The 21,997-nt window shown below is 54.7% G+C and carries 19 protein-coding genes and 1 other RNA gene; 4 read left to right on the forward strand and 16 right to left on the reverse strand.

What is annotated here, in order from left to right; translation table 11 throughout:
* Positions 1–50: 50 nt before the first annotated feature.
* The 7 genes from gcvP to GA0061071_RS15410 all read right to left on the reverse strand — a co-directional run bounded on the left by gcvP (position 51) and on the right by GA0061071_RS15410 (position 9,353).
* Positions 51–2,924: an aminomethyl-transferring glycine dehydrogenase gene (gene gcvP / locus GA0061071_RS15380; protein WP_088237745.1), complete on the reverse strand. Its 2,874-nt coding sequence runs from the start codon at positions 2,922–2,924 to the stop codon at positions 51–53.
* Between the two features lie 178 nt (positions 2,925–3,102).
* Positions 3,103–3,492 (reverse strand): glycine cleavage system protein GcvH, encoded by a 390-nt coding sequence (gcvH, locus tag GA0061071_RS15385; protein WP_088237744.1) that lies wholly within the window; start codon positions 3,490–3,492, stop codon positions 3,103–3,105.
* A 25-nt stretch (positions 3,493–3,517) separates the two neighbouring features.
* Positions 3,518–4,612: a glycine cleavage system aminomethyltransferase GcvT gene (gene gcvT / locus GA0061071_RS15390; RefSeq protein WP_088237743.1), complete on the reverse strand. Its 1,095-nt coding sequence runs from the start codon at positions 4,610–4,612 to the stop codon at positions 3,518–3,520.
* A gap of 424 nt (positions 4,613–5,036) precedes the next feature.
* Positions 5,037–6,239, reverse strand: coding sequence for an FAD-dependent 2-octaprenylphenol hydroxylase (gene ubiI, locus GA0061071_RS15395; RefSeq protein WP_061493239.1), 1,203 nt, complete (start codon positions 6,237–6,239; stop codon positions 5,037–5,039).
* 19 nt (positions 6,240–6,258) lie between these two features.
* Positions 6,259–7,437: a 2-octaprenyl-6-methoxyphenyl hydroxylase gene (ubiH, locus tag GA0061071_RS15400; protein WP_088237742.1), complete on the reverse strand. Its 1,179-nt coding sequence runs from the start codon at positions 7,435–7,437 to the stop codon at positions 6,259–6,261.
* Positions 7,434–8,750, reverse strand: a complete 1,317-nt coding sequence (gene pepP, locus GA0061071_RS15405; protein ID WP_061493237.1) for a Xaa-Pro aminopeptidase — start codon at positions 8,748–8,750, stop codon at positions 7,434–7,436. The genes ubiH and pepP overlap by 4 nt, the downstream gene beginning before the upstream one ends.
* 24 nt (positions 8,751–8,774) lie before the next feature.
* Positions 8,775–9,353, reverse strand: a complete 579-nt coding sequence (locus GA0061071_RS15410) for a YecA/YgfB family protein (RefSeq protein ID WP_088237846.1) — start codon at positions 9,351–9,353, stop codon at positions 8,775–8,777.
* A gap of 227 nt (positions 9,354–9,580) precedes the next feature.
* On the opposite strand from GA0061071_RS15410, the gene zapA reads away from it, so the two are divergent.
* The 3 genes from zapA (at position 9,581) to GA0061071_RS15425 (ending at position 10,750) form a co-directional block, all read left to right on the forward strand.
* Positions 9,581–9,910 (forward strand): cell division protein ZapA, encoded by a 330-nt coding sequence (zapA, locus tag GA0061071_RS15415; RefSeq protein WP_061493235.1) that lies wholly within the window; start codon positions 9,581–9,583, stop codon positions 9,908–9,910.
* Between the two features lie 41 nt (positions 9,911–9,951).
* A non-coding RNA gene (gene ssrS, locus GA0061071_RS15420) (6S RNA) lies at positions 9,952–10,135 on the forward strand.
* An 18-nt stretch (positions 10,136–10,153) separates the two neighbouring features.
* A complete protein-coding gene (locus tag GA0061071_RS15425; protein WP_088237741.1) occupies positions 10,154–10,750 on the forward strand; it encodes a 5-formyltetrahydrofolate cyclo-ligase in 597 nt (198 codons plus the stop codon).
* Between the two features lie 43 nt (positions 10,751–10,793).
* Here GA0061071_RS15425 and serA read toward each other — a convergent pair whose 3' ends face one another.
* Positions 10,794–12,026, reverse strand: coding sequence for a phosphoglycerate dehydrogenase (gene serA, locus GA0061071_RS15430; RefSeq protein WP_061493233.1), 1,233 nt, complete (start codon positions 12,024–12,026; stop codon positions 10,794–10,796).
* Positions 12,027–12,293: 267 nt separating this feature from the next.
* A complete protein-coding gene (rpiA, locus tag GA0061071_RS15440; RefSeq protein WP_061493232.1) occupies positions 12,294–12,953 on the reverse strand; it encodes a ribose-5-phosphate isomerase RpiA in 660 nt (219 codons plus the stop codon).
* A gap of 163 nt (positions 12,954–13,116) precedes the next feature.
* Between rpiA and argP the strand changes: the two genes are divergently transcribed.
* On the forward strand, positions 13,117–14,010 hold the full coding sequence (gene argP, locus GA0061071_RS15445) for a DNA-binding transcriptional regulator ArgP (RefSeq protein ID WP_061493231.1): 894 nt from the start codon (positions 13,117–13,119) through the stop codon (positions 14,008–14,010).
* A gap of 33 nt (positions 14,011–14,043) precedes the next feature.
* Here argP and GA0061071_RS15450 read toward each other — a convergent pair whose 3' ends face one another.
* The 7 genes from GA0061071_RS15450 to tkt all read right to left on the reverse strand — a co-directional run.
* The gene (locus GA0061071_RS15450) at positions 14,044–14,784 is read right to left on the reverse strand and encodes an oxidative stress defense protein (RefSeq protein WP_061493230.1); all 741 of its coding nucleotides are present in this window, start codon (positions 14,782–14,784) and stop codon (positions 14,044–14,046) included.
* Between the two features lie 95 nt (positions 14,785–14,879).
* Entirely contained in the window at positions 14,880–15,515 is a 636-nt protein-coding gene (gene argO / locus GA0061071_RS15455) for an arginine exporter ArgO (RefSeq protein WP_061493229.1), read from the reverse strand.
* A gap of 139 nt (positions 15,516–15,654) precedes the next feature.
* On the reverse strand, positions 15,655–16,515 hold the full coding sequence (mscS, locus tag GA0061071_RS15460) for a small-conductance mechanosensitive channel MscS (RefSeq protein ID WP_061493228.1): 861 nt from the start codon (positions 16,513–16,515) through the stop codon (positions 15,655–15,657).
* A gap of 185 nt (positions 16,516–16,700) precedes the next feature.
* Positions 16,701–17,780, reverse strand: coding sequence for a class II fructose-bisphosphate aldolase (fbaA, locus tag GA0061071_RS15465; protein ID WP_061493227.1), 1,080 nt, complete (start codon positions 17,778–17,780; stop codon positions 16,701–16,703).
* Positions 17,781–17,878: 98 nt separating this feature from the next.
* Complete coding sequence (gene pgk, locus GA0061071_RS15470; RefSeq protein WP_061493226.1) at positions 17,879–19,042, reverse strand: phosphoglycerate kinase; 1,164 nt, start codon at positions 19,040–19,042, stop codon at positions 17,879–17,881.
* Between the two features lie 48 nt (positions 19,043–19,090).
* The gene (gene epd, locus GA0061071_RS15475; protein ID WP_088237740.1) at positions 19,091–20,110 is read right to left on the reverse strand and encodes an erythrose-4-phosphate dehydrogenase; all 1,020 of its coding nucleotides are present in this window, start codon (positions 20,108–20,110) and stop codon (positions 19,091–19,093) included.
* A 325-nt stretch (positions 20,111–20,435) separates the two neighbouring features.
* Positions 20,436–21,997: transketolase (tkt, locus tag GA0061071_RS15480; RefSeq protein WP_090269453.1), on the reverse strand; the 1,562-nt coding region annotated here is incomplete at its 5' end.

The raw sequence follows: 21,997 nt of genomic DNA on the forward strand, positions 1-21,997 counted from the left end.
CATAATAAAAGGGCGCCGAAGCGCCCTTAAAAGATAGCCTTATTCCCACACTACTGATATTCGCTTACCGGTACGCAGGAGCAGAACAGGTTACGGTCACCGTAAACATCATCCAGACGTTTTACCGTTGGCCAGTATTTATTGACCACACCCGCCGGGAATACTGCTAACTCGCGGCTGTAACCGTGGTTCCATTCAGCAACCAGTTCATTTTGCGTGTGTGGCGCATTCACCAGTGGGTTATCTTCCAGTGGCCATTCACCTTGTTTCACGCGATCGATCTCGCCACGTATCGCCAGCATCGCGTCAATAAAGCGATCCAGTTCGACCTTGCTTTCTGATTCAGTCGGTTCGACCATCAGCGTTCCGGCAACCGGGAACGACATGGTTGGCGCATGGAAACCATAGTCAATCAGACGTTTAGCGATATCCAGCTCACTGATGCCGGTCTCTTCTTTCAGCGGACGGATATCGAGAATACATTCGTGCGCCACGCGGCCATCGCGGCCGGTATACAGCACCGGAAACGCCCCTTTCAGACGGCTGGCAATGTAGTTGGCATTGAGGATCGCGACCTGGCTGGCCTGTTTCAACCCTTCAGCGCCCATCATGCGGATATACATCCAACTGATAGGCAGAATCGACGCGCTGCCGAAAGGCGCAGCGGACACCGCGCCCTGACGGGTCAGCATCCCGTCGATTTGCACCACGCTGTGGCCCGGCACGAACGGTGCCAGATGCGCTTTCACACCAATTGGCCCCATGCCCGGACCGCCGCCGCCATGCGGGATGCAGAATGTTTTATGCAGGTTAAGGTGCGATACATCCGCGCCAATAAAGCCCGGCGAGGTAATGCCAACCTGGGCGTTCATGTTCGCGCCATCCAGGTAAACCTGGCCACCGAACTGATGCACCACGTTACAGACTTCACGAATCGTCTCTTCATAAACACCGTGAGTAGACGGGTAAGTCACCATGATGCAGGAGAGATTATCGCCCGCCTGTTCGGCTTTCGCGCGCAAGTCAGCAAGGTCGATATTGCCGTTTTTATCACACGCGACCACCACCACCTGCATACCGGCCATCTGTGCCGATGCCGGGTTGGTTCCGTGGGCGGAGCTTGGGATCAGGCAGATATCGCGGTGCCCCTGGTTGCGGCTTTCATGATAATGGCGGATAGCCAGCAAACCTGCGTATTCGCCCTGCGCGCCGGAGTTCGGCTGCATACAGAGCGCATCATAACCGGTCAGTTTAACCAGCCAGTCAGAGAGCTGAGCGATCATCTGATGGTAACCCTCCGCCTGCTCCGGCGGGCAGAACGGGTGCAGCTCCGCAAATTCCGGCCAGGTGATGGGGATCATTTCCGCTGCGGCGTTCAGCTTCATGGTACAGGATCCCAGCGGGATCATTGCCTGGTTCAGCGCCAGATCTTTACGCTCCAGCGAGTGCATATAACGCATCATTTCAGTTTCGCTGTGGTAGCGATTAAAGACCGGATGCGTCAGGAAAGCATCGTCACGCAGCATACTTTGCGGAACAGAACGGCTGTCGAGCGCCACGTCCTGGTCCAGCGTGTCGATATCCAGGCCATGATTATCCCCCAGCAGCACCGTAAATAGCGCCAACACATCTTCACGGGAGGTGGTTTCATCCAGCGTAATACCCACGGCGTTGAGGATATCGCTGCGCAGGTTAATTTCCTGCGCTTCAGCGCGGGCCAGCACGGCGGCTTTATCCGCCACATCCACACACAGCGTGTCGAAGTAGTGCGCATGACGCAGTTTCAGACCTTTACGCTGCAAACCCGCCGCCAGGATATCGGTCAGGCGGTGAATACGCCCGGCGATGCGTTTCAGCCCTACCGGACCGTGGAAAACCGCGTACAGACTGGCGATATTGGCCAGCAGAACCTGTGAAGTACAAATGTTGGAGTTCGCTTTCTCACGGCGGATATGCTGTTCACGCGTCTGCATCGCCATGCGCAGCGCGGTATTACCGGCGGCATCTTTAGATACGCCGATAATACGGCCAGGCATAGAGCGCTTGAATTCGTCTTTTGCGGCAAAGAAAGCCGCATGCGGGCCACCGTAGCCCATCGGCACGCCAAAGCGTTGCGCGGAGCCAAATACAATATCAGCTCCCTGCTTACCTGGCGCAGTCAAATATACCAACGTCATCAGGTCGGCAGCGACGCTGACGATAATTTTGCGGTTTTTCAGTTCGGTAATAAGCGCGCTGTAATCGTGTACTTCACCGGTGGTGCCCACCTGCTGGAGCAGCACGCCGAACACATCCTGGTGATCCAATACTTTGTCGGCGGCATCCACAATCACGTCAAACCCGAAGGTTCCGGCACGGGTACGGACCACATCCAGCGTTTGCGGATGAACATCGTCCGCAACAAAGAAGCGATTCGCCCCTTTCAGTTTGCTGACGCGCTTCGCCATCGCCATCGCTTCAGCCGCCGCAGTGGCTTCATCCAGCAATGACGCAGAAGCCATATCCAGCCCGGTCAAATCCAGCGTCACCTGCTGGAAATTGAGCAGTGCTTCCAGACGACCCTGTGACACTTCCGGCTGGTAAGGGGTGTAGGCGGTGTACCAGCCCGGATTTTCCAGCATATTGCGCAGAATAACCGGCGGTAGCTGCACGGCGGTGTAGCCCATGCCAATGTAAGACTTAAAGCGCTTGTTACGTCCGGCAATCGCTTTCAGTTCGGCCAGGGCCGCGAATTCGGTGGTTGGCTCTCCAACCTGCGGCGGAGTGGCAAGCTGGATGTCTTTTGGCACGATCTGGCCGATCAGTGCATTTAATGAATCCGCGCCAACAGTATTCAGCATCTCCAGCTGTTGCTGAGCATCCGGCCCAATGTGACGTTCAATGAAAGCGCCACGGTTTTCAAGCTGGCTTAAAGTCTGTGTCATGAGCGATGGTTCCTGAAACGTGCAGTGAATCGTGTTTGGACATTATCTGAATACGCTAACTCATTCATTCGCGTTGCAGGAGGGCGGTAACATAGCCACTCCCCAGACGCTTACATCAGCAGGTGACCGGGGTGGGCGAGGAGGTTACCGCGTTTGCAACGCGAAGAATGACGCGTATTTATTCGTCTTCTAGCAGCGCCGCGTAAGCCGTGGCATCCAGCAGCGCAGCCACTTCCGCTTCGTCACTGGCTTTGATTTTGAAGATCCAGCCTTCACCGTAGGGCTCGCTGTTAACCAGTTCAGGCGCGTCATTCAGCGCGTCGTTCACCGCGACAATTTCACCGCCGATAGGCGCATAAATGTCCGACGCGGCTTTTACCGACTCCGCCACGGCGCAATCGTCACCCGCAGCAACGGTTGTCCCCACGTCTGGCAGGTCAACAAACACCATATCGCCCAGCAGTTCCTGCGCGTGTTCGGTGATACCAACGGTGTAGGTACCGTCCGCCTCTTTGCGCAGCCACTCGTGTTCTTTACTGTATTTCAGATCGCCAGGTACATTGCTCATCTCAATCTCTCCAGATAAAAAAAGGTTACGCGACGGCTTTGCCAGCACGCACAAAAATCGGTTTGGTCACTTTGACCGGCATTTCACGGTTGCGGATTTGCACCACTGCTGTTTCGCCAATACCAGCAGGAACGCGCGCCAGTGCAATACTGTAGCCAAGCGTCGGTGAGAAGGTTCCGCTGGTGATCACGCCTTCTTGCACATTGCCCTGGCTATCGGTGAAGCGTACCGGCAGTTCGTTGCGCAGCACACCTTTCTCGGTCATCACTAACCCAACCAGTTGCTCAGTGCCTTTTTCCCGCTGTACTTCCAGCGCTTCACGACCGATAAAATTGCGATCCTGCGGCTCCCAGGCAATGGTCCAGCCCATATTGGCCGCCAGCGGAGAAACGCTTTCATCCATTTCCTGACCATACAGATTCATACCGGCTTCCAGACGCAGCGTATCGCGCGCGCCAAGGCCACAAGGTTTAACACCCGCGCCCAGCAATGCCCGCCAGAAGTCAGCCGCACGTTCATTTGGCAGCGCAATTTCATAGCCCGCTTCACCGGTATAACCGGTGGTCGCGATAAAAAGTCCATCAACATCAACGCCAAAGAAAGGTTTCATCCCGTCAACCGCGCTGCGCTGTGCATCGCTGAATAATGACGCGGCTTTCGCCTGCGCGTTCGGCCCCTGGACGGCGATCAACGACAAATCATCACGCACGGTGAGTTCAATGGCGAAGGGTTCAGCGTGTTGGGCAATCCAGGAGAGGTCTTTTTCGCGGGTGGCGGAGTTAACAACGAGGCGGAAGAAATCTTCAGTGAAGTAATAAACGATCAGGTCATCAATGACACCGCCCGAGGCGTTTAGCATGCCGGTGTAAAGCGCTTTACCGGGCTTCGTGAGTTTCGCGACATCGTTAGCCAGTAAGTAGCGTAAAAACTCGCGGGTGCGTGCACCTTTGAGATCAACGATGGTCATATGCGACACATCAAACATACCAGCGTCGGTGCGCACTGCATGATGTTCATCAATCTGCGAGCCGTAATGCAACGGCATCATCCAGCCATGGAAGTCCACCATGCGGGCGCCGCACAGTGTGTGTTGTTCATACAAAGGGGTCTGCTGAGCCATCTTTTCCTCGTCGAATAAGCTGAGCCATCACGCTCGCCGGTGGCGTTTAATCACGCCGCCAAAAGCCGGGTTCACGACCTGTTGCAGGCCGCGACGCAAACGTTCTCTTTCGCCTGAACTTATCACCGAAAGCGGCGCTTAACCATAAGGTAAAATGGGCCATCACATTAGCTTATGACCTGTTTAGCCCAAAAACGGATAAGATGATTACACTGGATGAATGACGTAATGAGTGCACAAACCATTACAAAAAGGGGAATGCCAGGGTCATTTCCAGCATTTCACTCCGCAAAAAAGCGAATTTTGCCGCATAAGAAAAAACATGACATGAGAAAATCTAATCTGAAAAAAGCGGTGAAATTAGATTATTTCAAATGAGAAGTGCGAGCCCTTCCCGTTACCGGGAAGGGAAAATGTGACGGGGTTAACGTAACCACTCAGGGAGATCGTTCAGGCCTAATGCCTGACGCAGTAACTGACTTTTCACACCGGGGAGCGTATCGGCCAGTTTCAGGCCAATATCACGCAGCAATTTTTTCGCCGGGTTGGCACCGGCAAACAATTCGCGAAATCCCTGCATACCGGCCAGCATCAGTGCCGCACTGTGTTTGCGGCTGCGCTCATAGCGACGCAGATAAAGGTGCTGGCCAATATCTTTGCCCTCGGTGCGTAAACGACGCAGTTCGGCAATTAACTCCGCCGCATCCATAAAGCCAAGGTTTACGCCCTGCCCGGCCAGCGGATGGATGGTGTGCGCGGCATCGCCCACCAGCGCCAGCCGATGCGCGGCAAACTGACGTGCATAACGCCCGGTCAACGGGTAAACCTGGCGCTCGCTTTCCACATGGCAAAGCCCAAGGCGGTTATCAAACGCCATACACAGCGCCTGGTTAAACGCCTCATCGCTTGCCTGCTGCATGGCCTTTGCCTGCTCCGGAGGCAACGACCAGACAATTGAGCAGAGATGCGGGTCGCTAAGCGGCAGGAAGGCGAGAATACCATCGTGATGAAATACCTGGCGCGCCACCGCCTGATGGGGCTCTTCCGTGCGGATAGTCGCCACTAAAGCATGATGGTGATAATCCCAGAACGTCAGTGGAATATCGGCTTTGTTACGCAGCCAGGAGTTAGCGCCATCGGCACCGATCACCAGCCGCGCAGTCAGCATCGTGCCATCTTTTAACGTAAGAAAGGCTTCATTTTCGCCCCACGCAACTTGTTGCAGCTCCGCTGGGGCAAGCGTTGTCACATCCGGGCATTGCTGTGCTTTATCCCACAACGCCTGATGGATCACCGCATTTTCAATGATGTAGCCAAGGTGATCGTACCCCATTTTCTGGTCATCAAAAGCAATACGCCCGAAGCTGTCTTTATCCCACACTTCCATGCCGTGATAGCAACCCGCGCGACGGGCAATAATGTTTGACCACACGCCCAGATGACTCAGCAGTTTTTCGCTGGCAGCGTTGATCGCTGAAACGCGTAACGCAGGGGGCGCATCGTCAGCCAGCGGCGCAGGAAGCTGCTGCTCAAGCACCGCCACACGCAATCCGCTACCTTGTAACCCGCACGCCAGCGCCAGCCCCACCATACCGCCGCCGACAATCGCAACATCAACACTCTGCACTCTAACGCTCCTTTGATCCTTAACGCGCAACCCAACCAAGGGTTCGCTGCGCCAGCGCATCGCGCGCCGGGGTGAATAGATCCATCGCCATAAGCCCGATATTGCGTCCAACAACCAACGGAGCCCAATGGTTCGCGAACAGATGCACCAGCCCGTCGGTCACCCCAATGGTCGATTTTTTATCCGCATAACGACGATCGCGATAGCGGGTCAGCACCGGGAACTCCCCCACATCCTGCTGCGCGCCTGCGGCCTGCGCCAGCGTTTCCGCCAGCGTCATTACATCGCGCATGCCAAGGTTAAAACCCTGCCCGGCAATCGGGTGCAATGTTTGCGCCGCATTACCCACCAACACGGCACGATGAGAAATGGTCGAGGATGCACAGTTCAACGCCAGGGGATAAACGGTGCGTTTGCCGGTCTGCGTAATGCGCCCGAGCCGCCAGCCGAACGCTTTTTGTAGCTCATGACAGAAACGTTCATCAGACCAGGCGGCCACGGTTTGCTGTTTTTCCAGCGGGTGGCACCACACCAATGAACAACGCCCCTGCGACATCGGTAACATGGCCAGCGGGCCATGTTCGGTAAAACGTTCGAATGCGCGTCCCTGATGTGGCACCGAAGTCGTCACATTTGCAATCACCGCGACCTGATGATAAGGCGATTGCTGCTGACTGATGCCCAACTGCTCACCTACGGCGGAGCGGGAACCATCTGCCGCCACCAGCAATTTACCGATAATTGACTCGCCATTATCCAGCGTCACACAGACCTGCAGGGCATCACGGGTAAACTGGCGAACGCTCGCCGGACAATGCACAGTAACGCCCGGGGCTTTTTGCAGCAGGCTAAACAGCCGCTGACCGACATCATGCAGCTCTACCACCTGACCGAGTGCATCAAGACGATACGCCTGCGCATCCAGGGTAACGAAACCGGCATGCCCGCGATCGCTGACGTGAACCGTCGAAATCGGTGTCGCGCAGGAGGCTATCGCCTGCCAGATCCCAACACGGGCCAGTTGCTGGCAGGTTCCCGCCGCCAGTGCAATTGCGCGAGCATCGAACCCCGGGTGGTTGCCCGCCCCCGGCGCAGTGGCTTCCACCAGATGAACGGGCAGTTGACCTGAGGTTAAATGTGAAATGGCCAGTGCCAGCGTTGCTCCCGCCATGCCGCCGCCAATAATAATCACGCTCATGATCGGCGCGCCGCCGCCATCAGCGCCTCAATCTCATCCGCCGTTTTCACCACGCTGGCGGTCAGATTTTCGTTGCCGCTTTCTGTGATCACAATGTCATCTTCGATACGAATACCAATCCCGCGGTACTGTTCCGGTACATCGGCGTCCGGTGCGATATACAGTCCGGGCTCAACAGTCAGCACCATACCTGGGGCCAGTTTGCGGGAGCGATCCTGGCCATAAACACCCACGTCATGCACATCAAGCCCCAGCCAGTGGCTTAGCCCATGCATAAAGAACGGACGGTGGGCGTTATTCGCCACCAGTTCTTCCACATCGCCTTTAAGAATACCGAGCTTCAGCAGGCCGCTAATCATGATACGCACCACTTCACCGGTCACTTCCTGAATCGAGGTATCCGGGCGGAACAGCTCAAGGGAGCGCGTCAGCGATGCAAGGACAATGTCATAAATTTCGCGCTGCGCCGGGCTGAATTTGCCATTCACCGGGAACGTGCGGGTAATATCTCCGGCATAGCCCATATATTCGCAGCCTGCGTCAATCAGCACCAAATCCCCGTCGCGCATCTGACTTTCATTTTCGGTGTAGTGCAGAATGCAGCCGTTGACGCCGGAGCCGACAATGGTGTTGTAAGAGGGGAAACGCGCGCCATGGCGGTTAAATTCATGATGAATCTCGCCCTCAAGCTGGTATTCGAACATGCCCGGACGGCAAACCTGCATCGCACGTGTGTGCGCCAGTGCGGAGATCTCCCCGGCGCGACGCATCACTTCAATCTCTTCGGCGGACTTGAACAGACGCATTTCATGCACGATCGGGCGCCAGTCGGTCAACGTGGCGGGAGCCTTCAGGTTTTGCCGCGAACCTTTGCGCAGCTTATCCAGCGCAGTAAACAGGACCTTATCGGCATACTCAAATTCGCCCTGAGCGTGATATACCGCATCAAGGCCGTTGAGCAGTTGATAAAGATGTTCGTTGATATCCGGGAACGCCAGCGCACGATCAACGCTCAGTTTTTCCGGCGCGGCGTCCTGCCCAAGACGTCGGCCAAACCAGATCTCAGCGGTTTTATCCCGTATGCGGTTAAACAGGACGCTGTGGTTGTGGGTGTCATCGCTCTTTATCAGCACCAGTACCGCTTCAGGCTCGTTAAAGCCGGTGAAGTACCAGAAGTCGCTGTTCTGGCGATAAGGATACTCGCTGTCCGCGCTGCGGGTTGCTTCCGGCGCAGCGAAAATCAGCGCGGCGCTTCCAGGCACCATCTGCGCCAGTAATGCCTGGCGACGACGGAGAAACTCAAGCTGTGTCATGACACCTACTCCCTGCAAGGCGAATTAATGTAATGTCGGCTTCCGCACTTCGGGTGCGGTCGGCTGTGGGCGCGTAAAGGTGTCGTGGCACAGCAGTGCCGCGACACGCACGTATTCGATGATCTCTTCGAGCGACATCTCCAGCTCTTCCTGATCTTCTTCTTCGTCATAGCCCAACTGCGCGATATTACGCAGATCGTCAATTGCTTCACCGGTTTCGCCGGTGACTTTATCAAGTTTGGGTTGCGTAACCCCCAGCCCCAGCAGGAAATGGTTCACCCAGCCTGCCAGCGCATCCGCGCGATCAAACACGCTCACATCATCGCCCTCAGGCAGATAGAGCTGGAAAAGGAAACCGTCGTCTTCCAGTGAGTCACTGGTGCCGGCGTGCATGGCGCGCAGTGCCTGCGCCAGCTCGTGACCGAACGCCAGTCCGTCATTCGTCAAGTCATGCAGCAGCGGCAGCCAGGAGCTGTCATTATTGCCACCGCAGAGCATCCCCGCGATAAGACCGTGCATTTCAGCAGGAAGTAATCCCACGCCCTGTTGGTTGAGTAGCTGGCCTACTTCGTTGTAACCAGGTATTTCGTTCTGTATAGACATGCGCATTCGTCGTCGTTGGGGGGAATATTCATGATATGCTACCACTTTGGCCCCTGGTGATATACCCGTGATGCTTCACGTTCCATGCCTTTGCATGCACGCTGAATCATTAAGGTATAGACGCAAAAAACTTGAAAGCACGCGCCAGGCTAGCTTATAGTGTCGCCCCTTCGCAGCCCAGGGCTCGAATGCGAAGGCAGAGCGCAGTCAAACAGCAGGAAGGTGGCATGTCTGCACAACCCGTCGATATCCAAATTTTTGGCCGTTCACTGCGAGTGAACTGCCCGCCTGAGCAGAGGGATGCTCTCAATCAGGCTGCGGAGGATCTGAATCAGCGGTTGCAAGATCTGAAAGTTCGCACTAGAGTCACCAATACTGAGCAGTTGGTGTTTATCGCCGCGCTGAACATCAGCTATGAGCTGACTCAGGAAAAGGCAAAAACCCGTGAGTACGCCGCCAACATGGAGCAGCGTATTCGGATGTTACAGCAGACCATCGAACAGGCATTGCTTGATCAGGGTCGCATAACAGAAAGACCGGGGCCAAAGTTTGAATAACACTTCAGGGTCAGTTGTGGTAGAGTGACCTTGAAGAAAAAATTTCTCTGAGATGTTCGCAAGCGGGCCAGTCCCCTGAGCCGATATTTCATACCACAAGAATGTGGCGATCCATGGTTGGTGAGCATGCTCGGTTCGTCCGAGAAGCCTTAAAATCATGACGACACATTCACCTTGAACCAAGGGTTCAAGGGTTACAGCCTGCGGCGGCATCTCGGAGATTCCCTTCTTTTACTTACTACCATGACGCAACTTCCTGATTTTCCTTCATCACGACAAGAAATCCGCAAACTGATTCGCCAGCGACGCCGGGAACTGACCCCTGAGCAACAAGCACATTTTGCACAGCAAGCGGCCGCTCGTATGATGGCGTACCCGTCGGTCGTGATGGCGCATACCGTCGCGCTGTTTCTCTCGTTCGATGGTGAGCTCGATACCCAACCGCTCATTGAACAGCTCTGGCGCAGCGGCAAACGTGTTTACCTGCCAGTATTGCATCCGTTTAGCCCGGGTAATCTGCTTTTTCTGCACTATCATCCCCATAGCGAACTGGTGGTCAACCGCCTGAAAATCCAGGAGCCGAAACTGGACGTCCGCGATGTGCTGCCGCTTCATCAGCTTGATGTTCTGATCACTCCGCTGGTGGCCTTTGATGAACACGGACAACGTCTGGGAATGGGTGGCGGTTTTTACGACAGAACTCTGCAAAACTGGCGCGAGTACGGTCTGCAACCTATCGGCTACGCCCACGACTGCCAGGGCGTCAACACGCTGCCGGTTGAAGAGTGGGATATCCCGCTGCCTGCGGTGATCACGCCGTCAAAAATCTGGGAATGGTAACAGCCTTCCTCCCCCGACCTGGGAGAGGAAGACGCGAGGTTTATCAGAACAGCAGACGGGAACGAATGGTGCCAGGAATGGCTTTCATGCTCTGCAGCGCTTTCTGCGCCACATCCTCATCGGCTTCAATATCCACCACCACATAGCCCATATACGGCGTTGTTTGCAGATACTGTGCAGCAATGTTGATGTTCTGGCTGGCAAAAATCTGGTTCAGCGCAGTCAGCACACCCGGGCGGTTTTCGTGGATGTGCAGCAGACGACGACCGCCATGCAACGGCAGAGAAACTTCCGGGAAGTTAACCGCAGACAGCGTTGAGCCGTTATCCGAGTATTTGATCAGTTTACCGGCGACTTCTAACCCGATGTTTTCCTGCGCTTCCTGCGTGGAGCCGCCAATGTGCGGGGTTAGCAGTACGTTATCGAATTCGCACAGCGGGGAGTCGAAGGGGTCGCTGTTGGTTGCTGGCTCTGTGGGGAACACGTCGATAGCCGCGCCCGCCAGATGTTTGCGTTTCAGCGCATCGCACAGCGCCGGAATATCCACCACCGTACCGCGTGCGGCGTTAATCAGCAGCGCGCCAGGTTTCATCAGCGCCAGTTCTTCCACGCCAATCATATCTTTGGTGGAGTTGTTTTCCGGCACGTGCAGGCTCACTACATCGCTCATGTTCAGCAAATCGGAAAGGTGCTGAACCTGTGTGGCGTTACCGAGCGGCAGTTTGTTTTCAATATCGTAGAAGTAAACATGCATACCCAGCGATTCTGCGAGAATACCGAGCTGCGTACCAATGTGACCATAACCGATGATGCCCAGTTTTTTACCGCGCGCTTCATAGGAGCCCACAGCCAGCTTGTTCCAGATACCGCGATGGGCTTTGGCGTTCGCTTCCGGGATCCCGCGCATCAGCAGCAGCAGTTCGCCAATCACCAGTTCCGCAACGGAACGCGTATTGGAGAACGGCGCGTTAAACACCGGGATGCCGCGCTTCGCAGCCGCGTCGAGGTTAACCTGGTTGGTGCCGATACAGAAACACCCAATCGCCACCAGTTTTTCAGCGGCAGCAATGACATCTTCAGTCAGTTGAGTACGGGATCGCAGGCCAATAAAGTGAGCATCACGAATGGATTCTTTCAGTTGTTCGCTGTCCAGCGCGCCCTTATGAAATTCGATGTTGGTATAACCTGCCGCACGAAGGCTATCCAGCGCCTTCTGATGAACCCCTTCAACCAGCAGGAATTTAATCTTGTCTTTCTCCAGTGATACCTTTGCCATTTACCCGACCCTGTTTTTGTCTTGACTGTGATGTTGTGCAGATCGCAATCCGCTTCAGTCAACATATCAAAAAAAACTATTGCAGCAATATGAACGTTTGCGTCGGCTATCTGAAGAAATGTCATACAGCGGGAATTGGCAGATAAAAATGCTGGAAAAATGGACAACACTGGCAGGGATCGTAGAAATAGCAGAAAAACGTGACAGATATCACCAAATATGCCGCTCGCAGATTTTTTAGAGGGAGGCAGGCGCCTCCCTGTCAGATCATTTTACGATGGTTTTCACGCCATCGGCAGTGCCGATCAACGCCACATCCGCGCCACGGTTAGCGAATAACCCTACGGTAACTACGCCCGGGATACCATTAATGCTGTTTTCCAGCGCGATCGGGTCGATAATCTCCAGCCCGTACACATCGAGGATCACGTTGCCATTATCCGTCACCACATTCTGGCGATATTCCGGGCGTCCGCCCAGTTTCACCAGTTCACGGGCAACCGCGCTGCGCGCCATCGGGATCACTTCCACCGGCAGCGGAAATTTCCCCAGGATGTCGACCTGCTTAGACGCATCAGCGATGCAGATAAACTTATCGGCGACCGACGCAATGATTTTCTCACGCGTTAGCGCCGCGCCGCCGCCTTTGATCATCTGCATCTGACCATTAATTTCGTCTGCACCATCAACGTAGATGCCTAACCGATCCACCTCATTGAGATCGAACACGGTAATCCCGAGGCCTTTCAACTTCTCGGTTGAAGCGTCCGAACTGGAGACTGCGCCTTCAATCTGGCCTTTCATCGTGCCCAATGCGTCAATAAAGTGTGCGGCAGTGGAGCCTGTGCCTACGCCCACAATGGTGCCGGGTTCAACATACTTAAGCGCTGCCCAGCCCACTGCTTTTTTGAGTTCATCCTGCGTCATGGTCGTTCACCTGTGGTGTGAAATTTCAGGCGCATTATAGACCAGCCTCCCCCTAAATGTCCCTGTGACCAGCGTCACATTACGCGACTGCCAATTTCGTCTGTATCTCCTAAAAATTTATGTCATAGTGCTGGGTAATCATTTTCAGGAGACAGTGCGAACAATGAAACGTCCGGACTACAGAACACTACAAGCGCTTGATGCGGTCATTCGTGAACGCGGGTTTGAGCGCGCCGCACAAAAGCTGTGTATTACCCAGTCCGCCGTATCGCAGCGCATTAAACAACTCGAAAATATGTTCGGCCAACCACTGCTGGTGCGCACGGTACCACCGCGTCCAACGGAACAGGGGCAAAAACTGCTGGCGTTGCTGCGCCAGGTGGAATTGCTGGAAGAAGAGTGGCTGGGGGATGAGCAAACCGGCTCTACGCCGCTGCTGCTGTCGCTGGCAGTCAACGCCGACAGTCTGGCGACCTGGCTGCTGCCTGCGCTGGCGCCCGTGCTGGTGGACTCCCCCATTCGTCTGAATCTGCAGGTTGAAGATGAAACCCGCACCCAGGAACGCCTGCGTCGTGGCGAGGTGGTAGGTGCGGTGAGTATTCAGCCGCAAGCGCTGCCCAGTTGTCTGGTTGATCAACTTGGCGCGCTGGATTACCTGTTCGTCGGCTCAAAAGAGTTTGCTGCGCGCTATTTCCCCAACGGGGTCACGCGCTCTGCGTTACTGAAAGCGCCTGCGGTTGCCTTTGACCATCTGGATGACATGCATCAGGCGTTTTTACAACAGTACTTCGATCTGCCGCCGGGCAGCGTCCCATGCCATATCGTTAACTCCTCCGAAGCCTTTGTGCAACTGGCGCGCCAGGGCACCACCTGCTGTATGATCCCGCACCTGCAGATTGAAAGAGAATTGAACAGCGGTGAGTTAATTGACCTGACGCCGGGACTGCTGCAACGCCGCATGCTCTACTGGCATCGCTTTGCGCCGGAAAGCCGGATGATGCGCAACGTAACCGATGCGCTGCTGGAATACGGGCATAAAGTATTAAGGCAGGATTGATTTGCCCCTCACCCTCACGGGTGAGGGAAACGATCACTTCGCAGCAGGAGTCTGCTGCTGGCCCTGAACGGGCTCCAACTGGAACACCACATCAACCTGATCGTCAAACTGGATAGTCGGCTGTTCGTAAGTTTCCTGCGCAGAAGCTGGCGCTGCTGCCTCGGCTTTCATCATGCGAACCATCGGGCTCGGCTGATAGTTAGAAACATGGTAACGAATGCTGTAGACGGGACCGAGTTTGGCATGGAAGCCGTCGGCCAGTTGCTGTGCCTGGCGGGTGGCATCATCAATTGCGGCTTTACGGGCTTTATCTTTAAAGGATTGCGGTTGCGCAACCCCCAACGAGACGGAACGGATTTCGTTCAGACCCGCTTTCAGTGCGCCATCCAGCAGCGAATTGAGTTTATCCAGCTCGCGCAGCGTCACTTCAACGGTGCGTACTGCACGGTAGCCTTTGAGGATGCTTTTGCCGTTCTGGTAGTCATAATCGGGCTGAGTGCGTAAGTTCGCGGCATTAATGTCTTTACGGGCAATGCCATTTTGCTCAAGGAAGCTAAGATATTGCGCAACACGGTCATCGGCCTGTTTTTTGGCTGAGGCTGCATCTTTAGCGGCGACATTCACCTCAATCGCCAGGGTGGCGATGTCCGGTGTCGCATCCACGCTCGCCGTCCCTGAGGTGACAATATGCGGACCATCAGGCAATTCACTCGCCTGCACCGCCATCGCACTGAAACCCACCATCGCCGCCAGGGCCATCACTTTAAATTTCACAGTTGCTCCTCCATGGTGCTTTTGTTACGTCCATACACGCTGGACGCCTGGCAGCAAGCTTAGCGGCTCGGCGCAAATTGTCCATCGGACTTACCTTAACTGAATAATCCCTGCAAATGGTGGATGCCCTCTTTCGCCAGTTGAAGCGCGATAATCCACATCACCAGCCCAACCAGCAGATTGATAGCCCGCTGCGCTTTGGCTGTTCGCAGGCGGGGTGCCAGCCAGGCTGCGAGTAAAGCCAGGCTGAAGAACCACAGAAACGATGCACTGACTGTGCCTAACGCAAACCAGCGACGTGGCTCCACATCCAGTTGCCCGCCCAGGCTACCGAGCACAACAAAGGTATCGAGATAAACATGGGGATTAAGCCAGGTCACTGCCAGCATGGTAGCAATAATGCGCCAGCGCCCCTGGCGTAACGCGTCCGCACTGGCCATGTCCGGTTGGCTGCTGAGAGCAGTTTTCAGCGCGCCAAAACCGTACCACAGCAAAAACGCAACGCCACCCCAGGTGACCAGCGCCAGCAACCAGGGTGACTGCATCAGCAGCGCACTACCGCCAAAAATACCGGCGCAGATCAGCAGCAAGTCACTGAGGGTGCAGAGAAAAGCGGTCATGATGTGGTACTGCCTGCGAATCCCCTGGTTCATGACAAACGCATTTTGCGGACCCAACGGCAGGATCAACGCGGCACCGAGCATAAGCCCTTGAAAATAATAAGATAGCACGACTTTATTCCGTCAGAGTTGTTTCGGATGCAGACTATAGCGCGGAAGAGTTATTAGTTGAAATTGATAATTTTAATCGTTAATTAGAATCACTAATGAAAACAGGTAACAAAAAGGCCGGCTGAGCCGACCTTGGACGTTACTGCTCTGCAGCGGGTTTGGCACGTTTAAAATTGACGTCCATTTGCGGGTACGGGAAGCTGATGCCCTGTTCATCGAAGCGGCGTTTAATCAGCTCCAGTACGTCCCAGTAGACGTTTTGCAGGTCGCCGCTCTTACTCCAGACACGCACTACAAAGTTAATTGAAGAGGGACCCAGCTCATTCAGACGCACGGTCATCTCACGATCTTTGAGAATGCGATCGTCAGCCTGAATAATCTCCGTCAGTATGTTTTTAACCTGATCGATATCGGAATCGTAAGCCACGCCGATAATGAACTCGTTACGGCGCACCGGCTCACGGGAAAAATTCACGATATTCCCGGCGATAATTTTGCCATTCGGGATAACCACAATACGGCCATCGACAGTGCGCATGGTGGTGGAAAAAATCTGCACCTGCAACACCGTCCCGGCTACACCCCCCAAATCGACATACTCGCCGGAGCGGAACGGACGGAAAGTGACCAGCAACACGCCTGCCGCCAGGTTAGAGAGCGAGCCCTGCAATGCCAGACCAATGGCCAGACCGGCAGCACCGAGTACGGCGATCACCGAGGCGGTCTGTACGCCAACACGCCCCAGCGCAGCAATCAGGGTAAACGCGATGATGCCATAACGCACCAGTGCAGAGAGAAAATCCGCGACGGTGGTGTCAATATGCCGTGCCACCATCAACCGGTTCACAGCATTGGAGACAATGCGCGCGACGATCATACCGACAATGATAATGGCGATCGCCGCCACAATATTGACGACGTAGCTTAGCAAAAGCGCCTGGTTGTTGACCAGCCACGAGCCAGCGTCGTTGATGCTGTCGACGACGTTGAGATCTTCCATTCTTTCTTCCTTACTGTTGTTCCAAACGGGAAAACCGCCCCTTACGGGCAGGACGGTTTCCTAAAGGGTAAACAATAAGCGACGATTTCGCCAAATGGATCACATTTTATGTCGCGGACAGCCTGTTGAATTCTCAATAAAAAAGCCCGCATATATGCGGGCTTTTGGCTGAACCAGGACGCAAATTACAGAACGTCTACTGCGTTCAGTTCTTTGAAAGCCTGCTCCAGACGAGCGACCATGCTGGTCTGCGCAGCACGCAGCCATACACGCGGATCGTAGTATTTCTTGTTCGGCTGGTCTGCGCCTTTCGGGTTGCCCAGTTGGCCCTGCAGGTAGCCTTCGTTCTCTTTGTAGTAGTTCAGGATACCTTCCCAGGTTGCCCATTGGGTATCGGTATCAATGTTCATTTTGATAACGCCGTAGCTTACGGAGTCTTTGATTTCCTGAGCAGAAGAACCGGAACCGCCGTGGAAGACAAAGTTCAGGCTGTTGTGCGGCAGGTTATGTTTTTTAGACACATATTCCTGAGAGTCACGCAGGATAGTCGGGGTCAGTTTCACGTTACCCGGTTTGTACACACCGTGTACGTTACCGAAGGAAGCAGCGATGGTGAAACGCGGGCTGATCGCGTTCAGTTTGGTGTACGCGTAATCAACATCTTCCGGCTGGGTGTACAGTGCAGAAGCGTCCATGTGGCTGTTGTCTACGCCGTCTTCTTCACCACCGGTGCAACCCAGTTCGATTTCCAGAGTCATGCCCATTTTGGCCATGCGCGCCAGGTATTTAGAGCTGATTTCGATGTTCTCTTCCAGAGACTCTTCAGACAGGTCGATCATGTGAGAAGAGAACAGTGGTTTACCGGTAGCAGCAAAGTGTTTTTCACCCGCATCCAGCAGACCGTCGATCCACGGCAGCAGTTTTTTGGCACAGTGGTCAGTGTGCAGGATCACTGGCACACCGTAATGTTCAGCCATCTGGTGAACGTGATGCGCGCCAGAAATAGCGCCCAGAATTGCCGCACCCTGCGGAACGTCGGTTTTCACGCCTTTACCTGCGATAAAGGCAGCGCCACCGTTGGAGAACTGAATAATAACCGGCGCTTTTGCTTTCGCAGCAGCTTCCATAACAGCGTTGATGGAGTCGGTGCCCACACAGTTTACTGCTGGCAGAGCGAAGTTGTTTTCTTTCGCTACCTGGAACACTTTCTGAACGTCATCACCAGTGATCACGCCCGGTTTTACGAAATCAAAAATTTTAGACATGTTACGGAGTCCTGTATCTGTATCTTCGACCGTTAGAGAAAAGTCGCGAGCTCTTAAGCGCGCTGAAAATTGGGCAGGTTTCCCTGCCCAGTAAAAACTTACTTCTTAGCGCGCTCTTCGAGCATAGCTACTGCCGGCAGCACTTTGCCTTCCACGAATTCGAGGAATGCGCCGCCGCCAGTGGAGATGTAGGAAATTTTGTCAGCGATGCCAAACAGGTCGATCGCCGCCAGGGTGTCACCACCACCTGCGATGGAGAACGCGTCGCTGTCTGCGATAGCGTTAGCCACGATTTCAGTACCTTTACGGAAGTTCGGGAATTCAAACACGCCAACCGGACCATTCCACAGGATAGTTTTGGCGTTTTTCAGGATTTCAGCCAGTTTTTCCGCAGACGCGTCGCCCAGATCCAGAATTTGCTCATCATCTTTGATGTCAGTCACGGACTTCAGGGTAGCCGTTGCGGTTTCTGAGAACTCGGTTGCAACGCGAACATCTGTCGGAACCGGGATATCACAAGAATTCAGCAGACGTTTAGCTTCATCAACCAGATCGGCTTCGTACAGGGATTTACCGACGTTGTGGCCCTGGGCAGCAACGAAGGTGTTGGCGATACCGCCACCCACAATCAGTTGGTCAGCGATTTTGGACAGAGAGTCCAGAACGGTCAGTTTAGTGGAAACTTTAGAACCACCCACGATAGCGACCATCGGGCGAGCCGGTTCTTTCAGTGCTTTACCCAGCGCGTCCAGTTCGTCTGCCAGCAGCGGACCTGCACAAGCTACGTCAGCAAATTTGCCGATGCCGTGAGTCGAAGCCTGCGCACGGTGCGCGGTACCGAAAGCATCCATAACGAACACGTCGCAGAGTGCAGCGTATTTTTTGGAGAGTGCTTCGTCGTCTTTCTTCTCGCCTTTGTTGAAACGCACGTTTTCCAGAACAACCAGTTCACCGGCCGCAACGTCAACACCGTCCAGGTAGTCTTTAACCAGACGTACCGGGCTGGACAGTTTGTCTTTCAGGTAATTAACAACCGGCAACAGAGAGAATTCTTCGTTGTACTCGCCTTCGGTCGGACGACCCAGGTGGGAGGTGACCATCACTTTCGCACCCTGCTTCAGGGCCAGTTCGATGGTCGGCAGAGAAGCACGGATACGCGCATCGCTGGTCACTTTGCCATCTTTAACCGGTACGTTCAAATCCGCACGGATGAAAACGCGTTTACCTGCCAAATCCAGATCGGTCATCTTAATTACAGACATGGTGAATCCTCTCAATGATTCTTAAAGTTTTGCAGACACGTAAGTGTCTTACCTGAAATTAATAGCCGCCATTGCTAACGTCGTGTCGAGCATCCGGTTAGCAAAGCCCCATTCGTTATCGCACCATACCAGGGTTTTAATCAGGTGCGCGCCACTGACCCGTGTCTGTGTACCATCAACAATGGCACTGTGCGGATCGTGGTTAAAATCGGTTGAAACCAACGGTAATTCCGTATAGTCAACTATACCATGAAATGTTCCCTGCGCTGCTTTTTGCAGCAACGCGTTGACTTCCATAGCTTTTACCGGTTTTTTTACCGTTACACTGAGATCGATAGCCGTCACGTTAATCGTCGGTACGCGAACAGCTATCGCCTCGAATCTGTCATTAAATTGCGGAAAAATACGCGTGATCCCCGCCGCCAGTTTGGTGTCCACCGGGATAATTGACTGGCTGGCTGCACGCGTGCGGCGCAGATCGGGATGATAGGCGTCAATCACCTGCTGATCGTGCATCGCGGAGTGAATGGTCGTCACCGTTCCTGATTCGATACCATACGCATCGTCGAGCAGTTTTATGACCGGAATAATACAGTTCGTTGTGCAGGACGCGTTAGAGACCAGGCGATCATCAGCACGCAGCGTGCTCTGGTTAACGCCAAACACGATGGTCGCATCAAGATCGTGGCTACCGGGGTGAGAGAACAGAACTTTTTTCGCTCCCGCCGCAAGATGGGCTTCGCCATCTTCACGGTTGCCATACACGCCCGTACAGTCGAGCACCACATCCACACCCAGTTCACGCCAGGGCAGCGCCGTGATCGATCGCTCATGCAGAATGCGAATGACATCATCGCCAACAAACAGTTGCTCGCGCTCCTGGCGAACATCCCAGGCAAAACGTCCATGGCTGGTGTCATACTTCAATAAATGCGCCATGCCCACGGCATCCGCCAGTTCATTGATTGCCACCACGGTGATTTCCGCCCGACGCCCGGATTCATATAAAGCACGAACCACATTGCGCCCGATGCGACCGAAACCATTAATCGCTATGCGTACGGTCATAACTCTCCTGCAAGACAAGCCAGCCTGAAGTGGATGACAGAGTAATCCAGCAACCACAAGAGGGGAATCCTCGCCTGCCTCAAACTGCGTCTGATTGGTCATTTGTCGAACATTTAATCGACTGAAACGCTTCAGCTAGAATAAGCGAAACATGGAATAAAAGGAATGATTGTCCAGACGGTTTCACCAGTAATCTGACTTGCATCACATTTTCACAGGAATAATTGGTTCAAGTGCATCGAACTGAAGAATAACAGCCGAAAAAAAACCGGGCGTAATGCCCGGTTGATCTTTAACCTGTGAAGCCGCTATACGGCGACAGGGATTACAGCAGCGCTTTCGCTTTGGCGACCACGTTATCCACGGTGAAGCCAAACTCTTCAAACAGCAGCTCAGCCGGCGCCGACTCACCAAAGGTGGTCATGCCCACTACCGCACCGTTCAGGCCCACGTATTTGTACCAGAAGTCTGCAATGCCGGCTTCAATCGCCACGCGCGCAGAGACGGCTTTCGGCAGGACGGATTCACGGTACGCCGCATCCTGTTTGTCGAACGTATCGGTAGACGGCATAGAGACCACACGCACCTTCACGCCTTCGGCGGTCAGTTTTTCCCACGCCGACACCGCCAACTCTACTTCAGAGCCGGTGGCAATCAGGATCAGTTGCGGTTGACCAGCACACTCTTTCAGTACATAAGCACCGCGGGCAATATCCGCCAGCTGTTGCGCCGTACGCTCCTGCTGCACCAGGTTCTGACGGGAGAGGATCAGCGCAGTCGGGCCATCGGCACGCTCAACGCCATATTTCCACGCTACCGCGGATTCCACCTGGTCACACGGACGCCAGGTGCTGACGTTCGGGGTCAGGCGCAGGGAAGCCACCTGCTCCACCGGCTGGTGAGTCGGACCGTCTTCGCCCAGACCGATAGAGTCGTGAGTGTAGACCAGCACCTGACGCTGTTTCATCAGCGCTGCCATACGCACCGCGTTACGGGCATATTCGACGAACATCAGGAAGGTGGAAGTGTACGGCAGGAAACCGCCGTGCAGGGAGATACCGTTGGCAATCGCGGTCATACCGAACTCGCGCACACCGTAATGGATGTAGTTGCCGGCAGTGTCTTCGTTGATGGCTTTCGAACCGGACCACAGGGTCAGGTTGCTTGGTGCCAGGTCAGCCGAGCCGCCAAGGAATTCTGGCAGCAGCGGACCAAAAGCTTCGATGGCGTTCTGTGAGGCTTTACGGCTGGCGATTTTCGCCGGATTAGCCTGCAATTTCTCCACAAAAGCCTGTGCTTTGGCGTCGAAGTCAGAGGGCAGCTCACCCTTCATACGGCGGGTAAACTCGGCAGCTTCCTGCGGGAAGGCTTTCGCGTAAGCCGCGAATTTCTCGTTCCACGCAGCTTCTTTCGCCTGGCCAGCTTCTTTCGCATCCCACTGCGCATAGATGTCAGACGGAATTTCAAAGGCCGGGTGTTTCCAGCCCAGCGCTTCGCGGGTCAGAGCGATTTCTGCATCACCCAGCGGCGCGCCGTGGGAATCATGGGTACCGGCTTTGTTCGGCGAACCGAAACCGATGATGGTTTTGCACATCAGCAGCGACGGTTTGTCCGTCACGCTGCGCGCTTCTTCTACCGCGCGTTTGATAGCGTTTGCGTCGTGACCGTCCACCCCGCGCACCACGTGCCAGCCGTAGGCTTCAAAGCGTTTCGCGGTATCGTCGGTGAACCAGCCCTCAACGTGACCGTCGATGGAGATGCCGTTGTCATCGTAGAACGCCACCAGTTTGCCCAGTTTCAGGGTACCGGCCAGCGAGCAGGCTTCATGGGAGATACCTTCCATCATGCAGCCGTCGCCCATAAAGGCGTAAGTGAAGTGGTCAACGA

Source organism: Kosakonia oryzendophytica, assembly GCF_900094925.1.
Taxonomy (GTDB): domain Bacteria; phylum Pseudomonadota; class Gammaproteobacteria; order Enterobacterales; family Enterobacteriaceae; genus Kosakonia; species Kosakonia oryzendophytica.

Bases quoted from the DNA above. Each gene is read 5' to 3' on its own strand.
- gcvT (WP_088237743.1), bottom strand. From the start codon at position 4,612: ATGGCTCAGCAGACCCCTTTGTATGAACAACACACACTGTGCGGCGCC.
- zapA (WP_061493235.1), top strand. From the start codon at position 9,581: ATGTCTGCACAACCCGTCGATATCCAAATTTTTGGCCGTTCACTGCGA.
- rpiA (WP_061493232.1), bottom strand. From the start codon at position 12,953: ATGACGCAGGATGAACTCAAAAAAGCAGTGGGCTGGGCAGCGCTTAAG.
- pepP (WP_061493237.1), bottom strand. From the start codon at position 8,750: ATGACACAGCTTGAGTTTCTCCGTCGTCGCCAGGCATTACTGGCGCAG.
- gcvH (WP_088237744.1), bottom strand. From the start codon at position 3,492: ATGAGCAATGTACCTGGCGATCTGAAATACAGTAAAGAACACGAGTGG.
- serA (WP_061493233.1), bottom strand. From the start codon at position 12,026: ATGGCAAAGGTATCACTGGAGAAAGACAAGATTAAATTCCTGCTGGTT.
- ubiH (WP_088237742.1), bottom strand. From the start codon at position 7,437: ATGAGCGTGATTATTATTGGCGGCGGCATGGCGGGAGCAACGCTGGCA.
- GA0061071_RS15410 (WP_088237846.1), bottom strand. From the start codon at position 9,353: ATGTCTATACAGAACGAAATACCTGGTTACAACGAAGTAGGCCAGCTA.
- pgk (WP_061493226.1), bottom strand. From the start codon at position 19,042: ATGTCTGTAATTAAGATGACCGATCTGGATTTGGCAGGTAAACGCGTT.
- GA0061071_RS15425 (WP_088237741.1), top strand. From the start codon at position 10,154: ATGACGCAACTTCCTGATTTTCCTTCATCACGACAAGAAATCCGCAAA.
- gcvP (WP_088237745.1), bottom strand. From the start codon at position 2,924: ATGACACAGACTTTAAGCCAGCTTGAAAACCGTGGCGCTTTCATTGAA.
- argP (WP_061493231.1), top strand. From the start codon at position 13,117: ATGAAACGTCCGGACTACAGAACACTACAAGCGCTTGATGCGGTCATT.
- epd (WP_088237740.1), bottom strand. From the start codon at position 20,110: ATGACCGTACGCATAGCGATTAATGGTTTCGGTCGCATCGGGCGCAAT.
- mscS (WP_061493228.1), bottom strand. From the start codon at position 16,515: ATGGAAGATCTCAACGTCGTCGACAGCATCAACGACGCTGGCTCGTGG.
- fbaA (WP_061493227.1), bottom strand. From the start codon at position 17,780: ATGTCTAAAATTTTTGATTTCGTAAAACCGGGCGTGATCACTGGTGAT.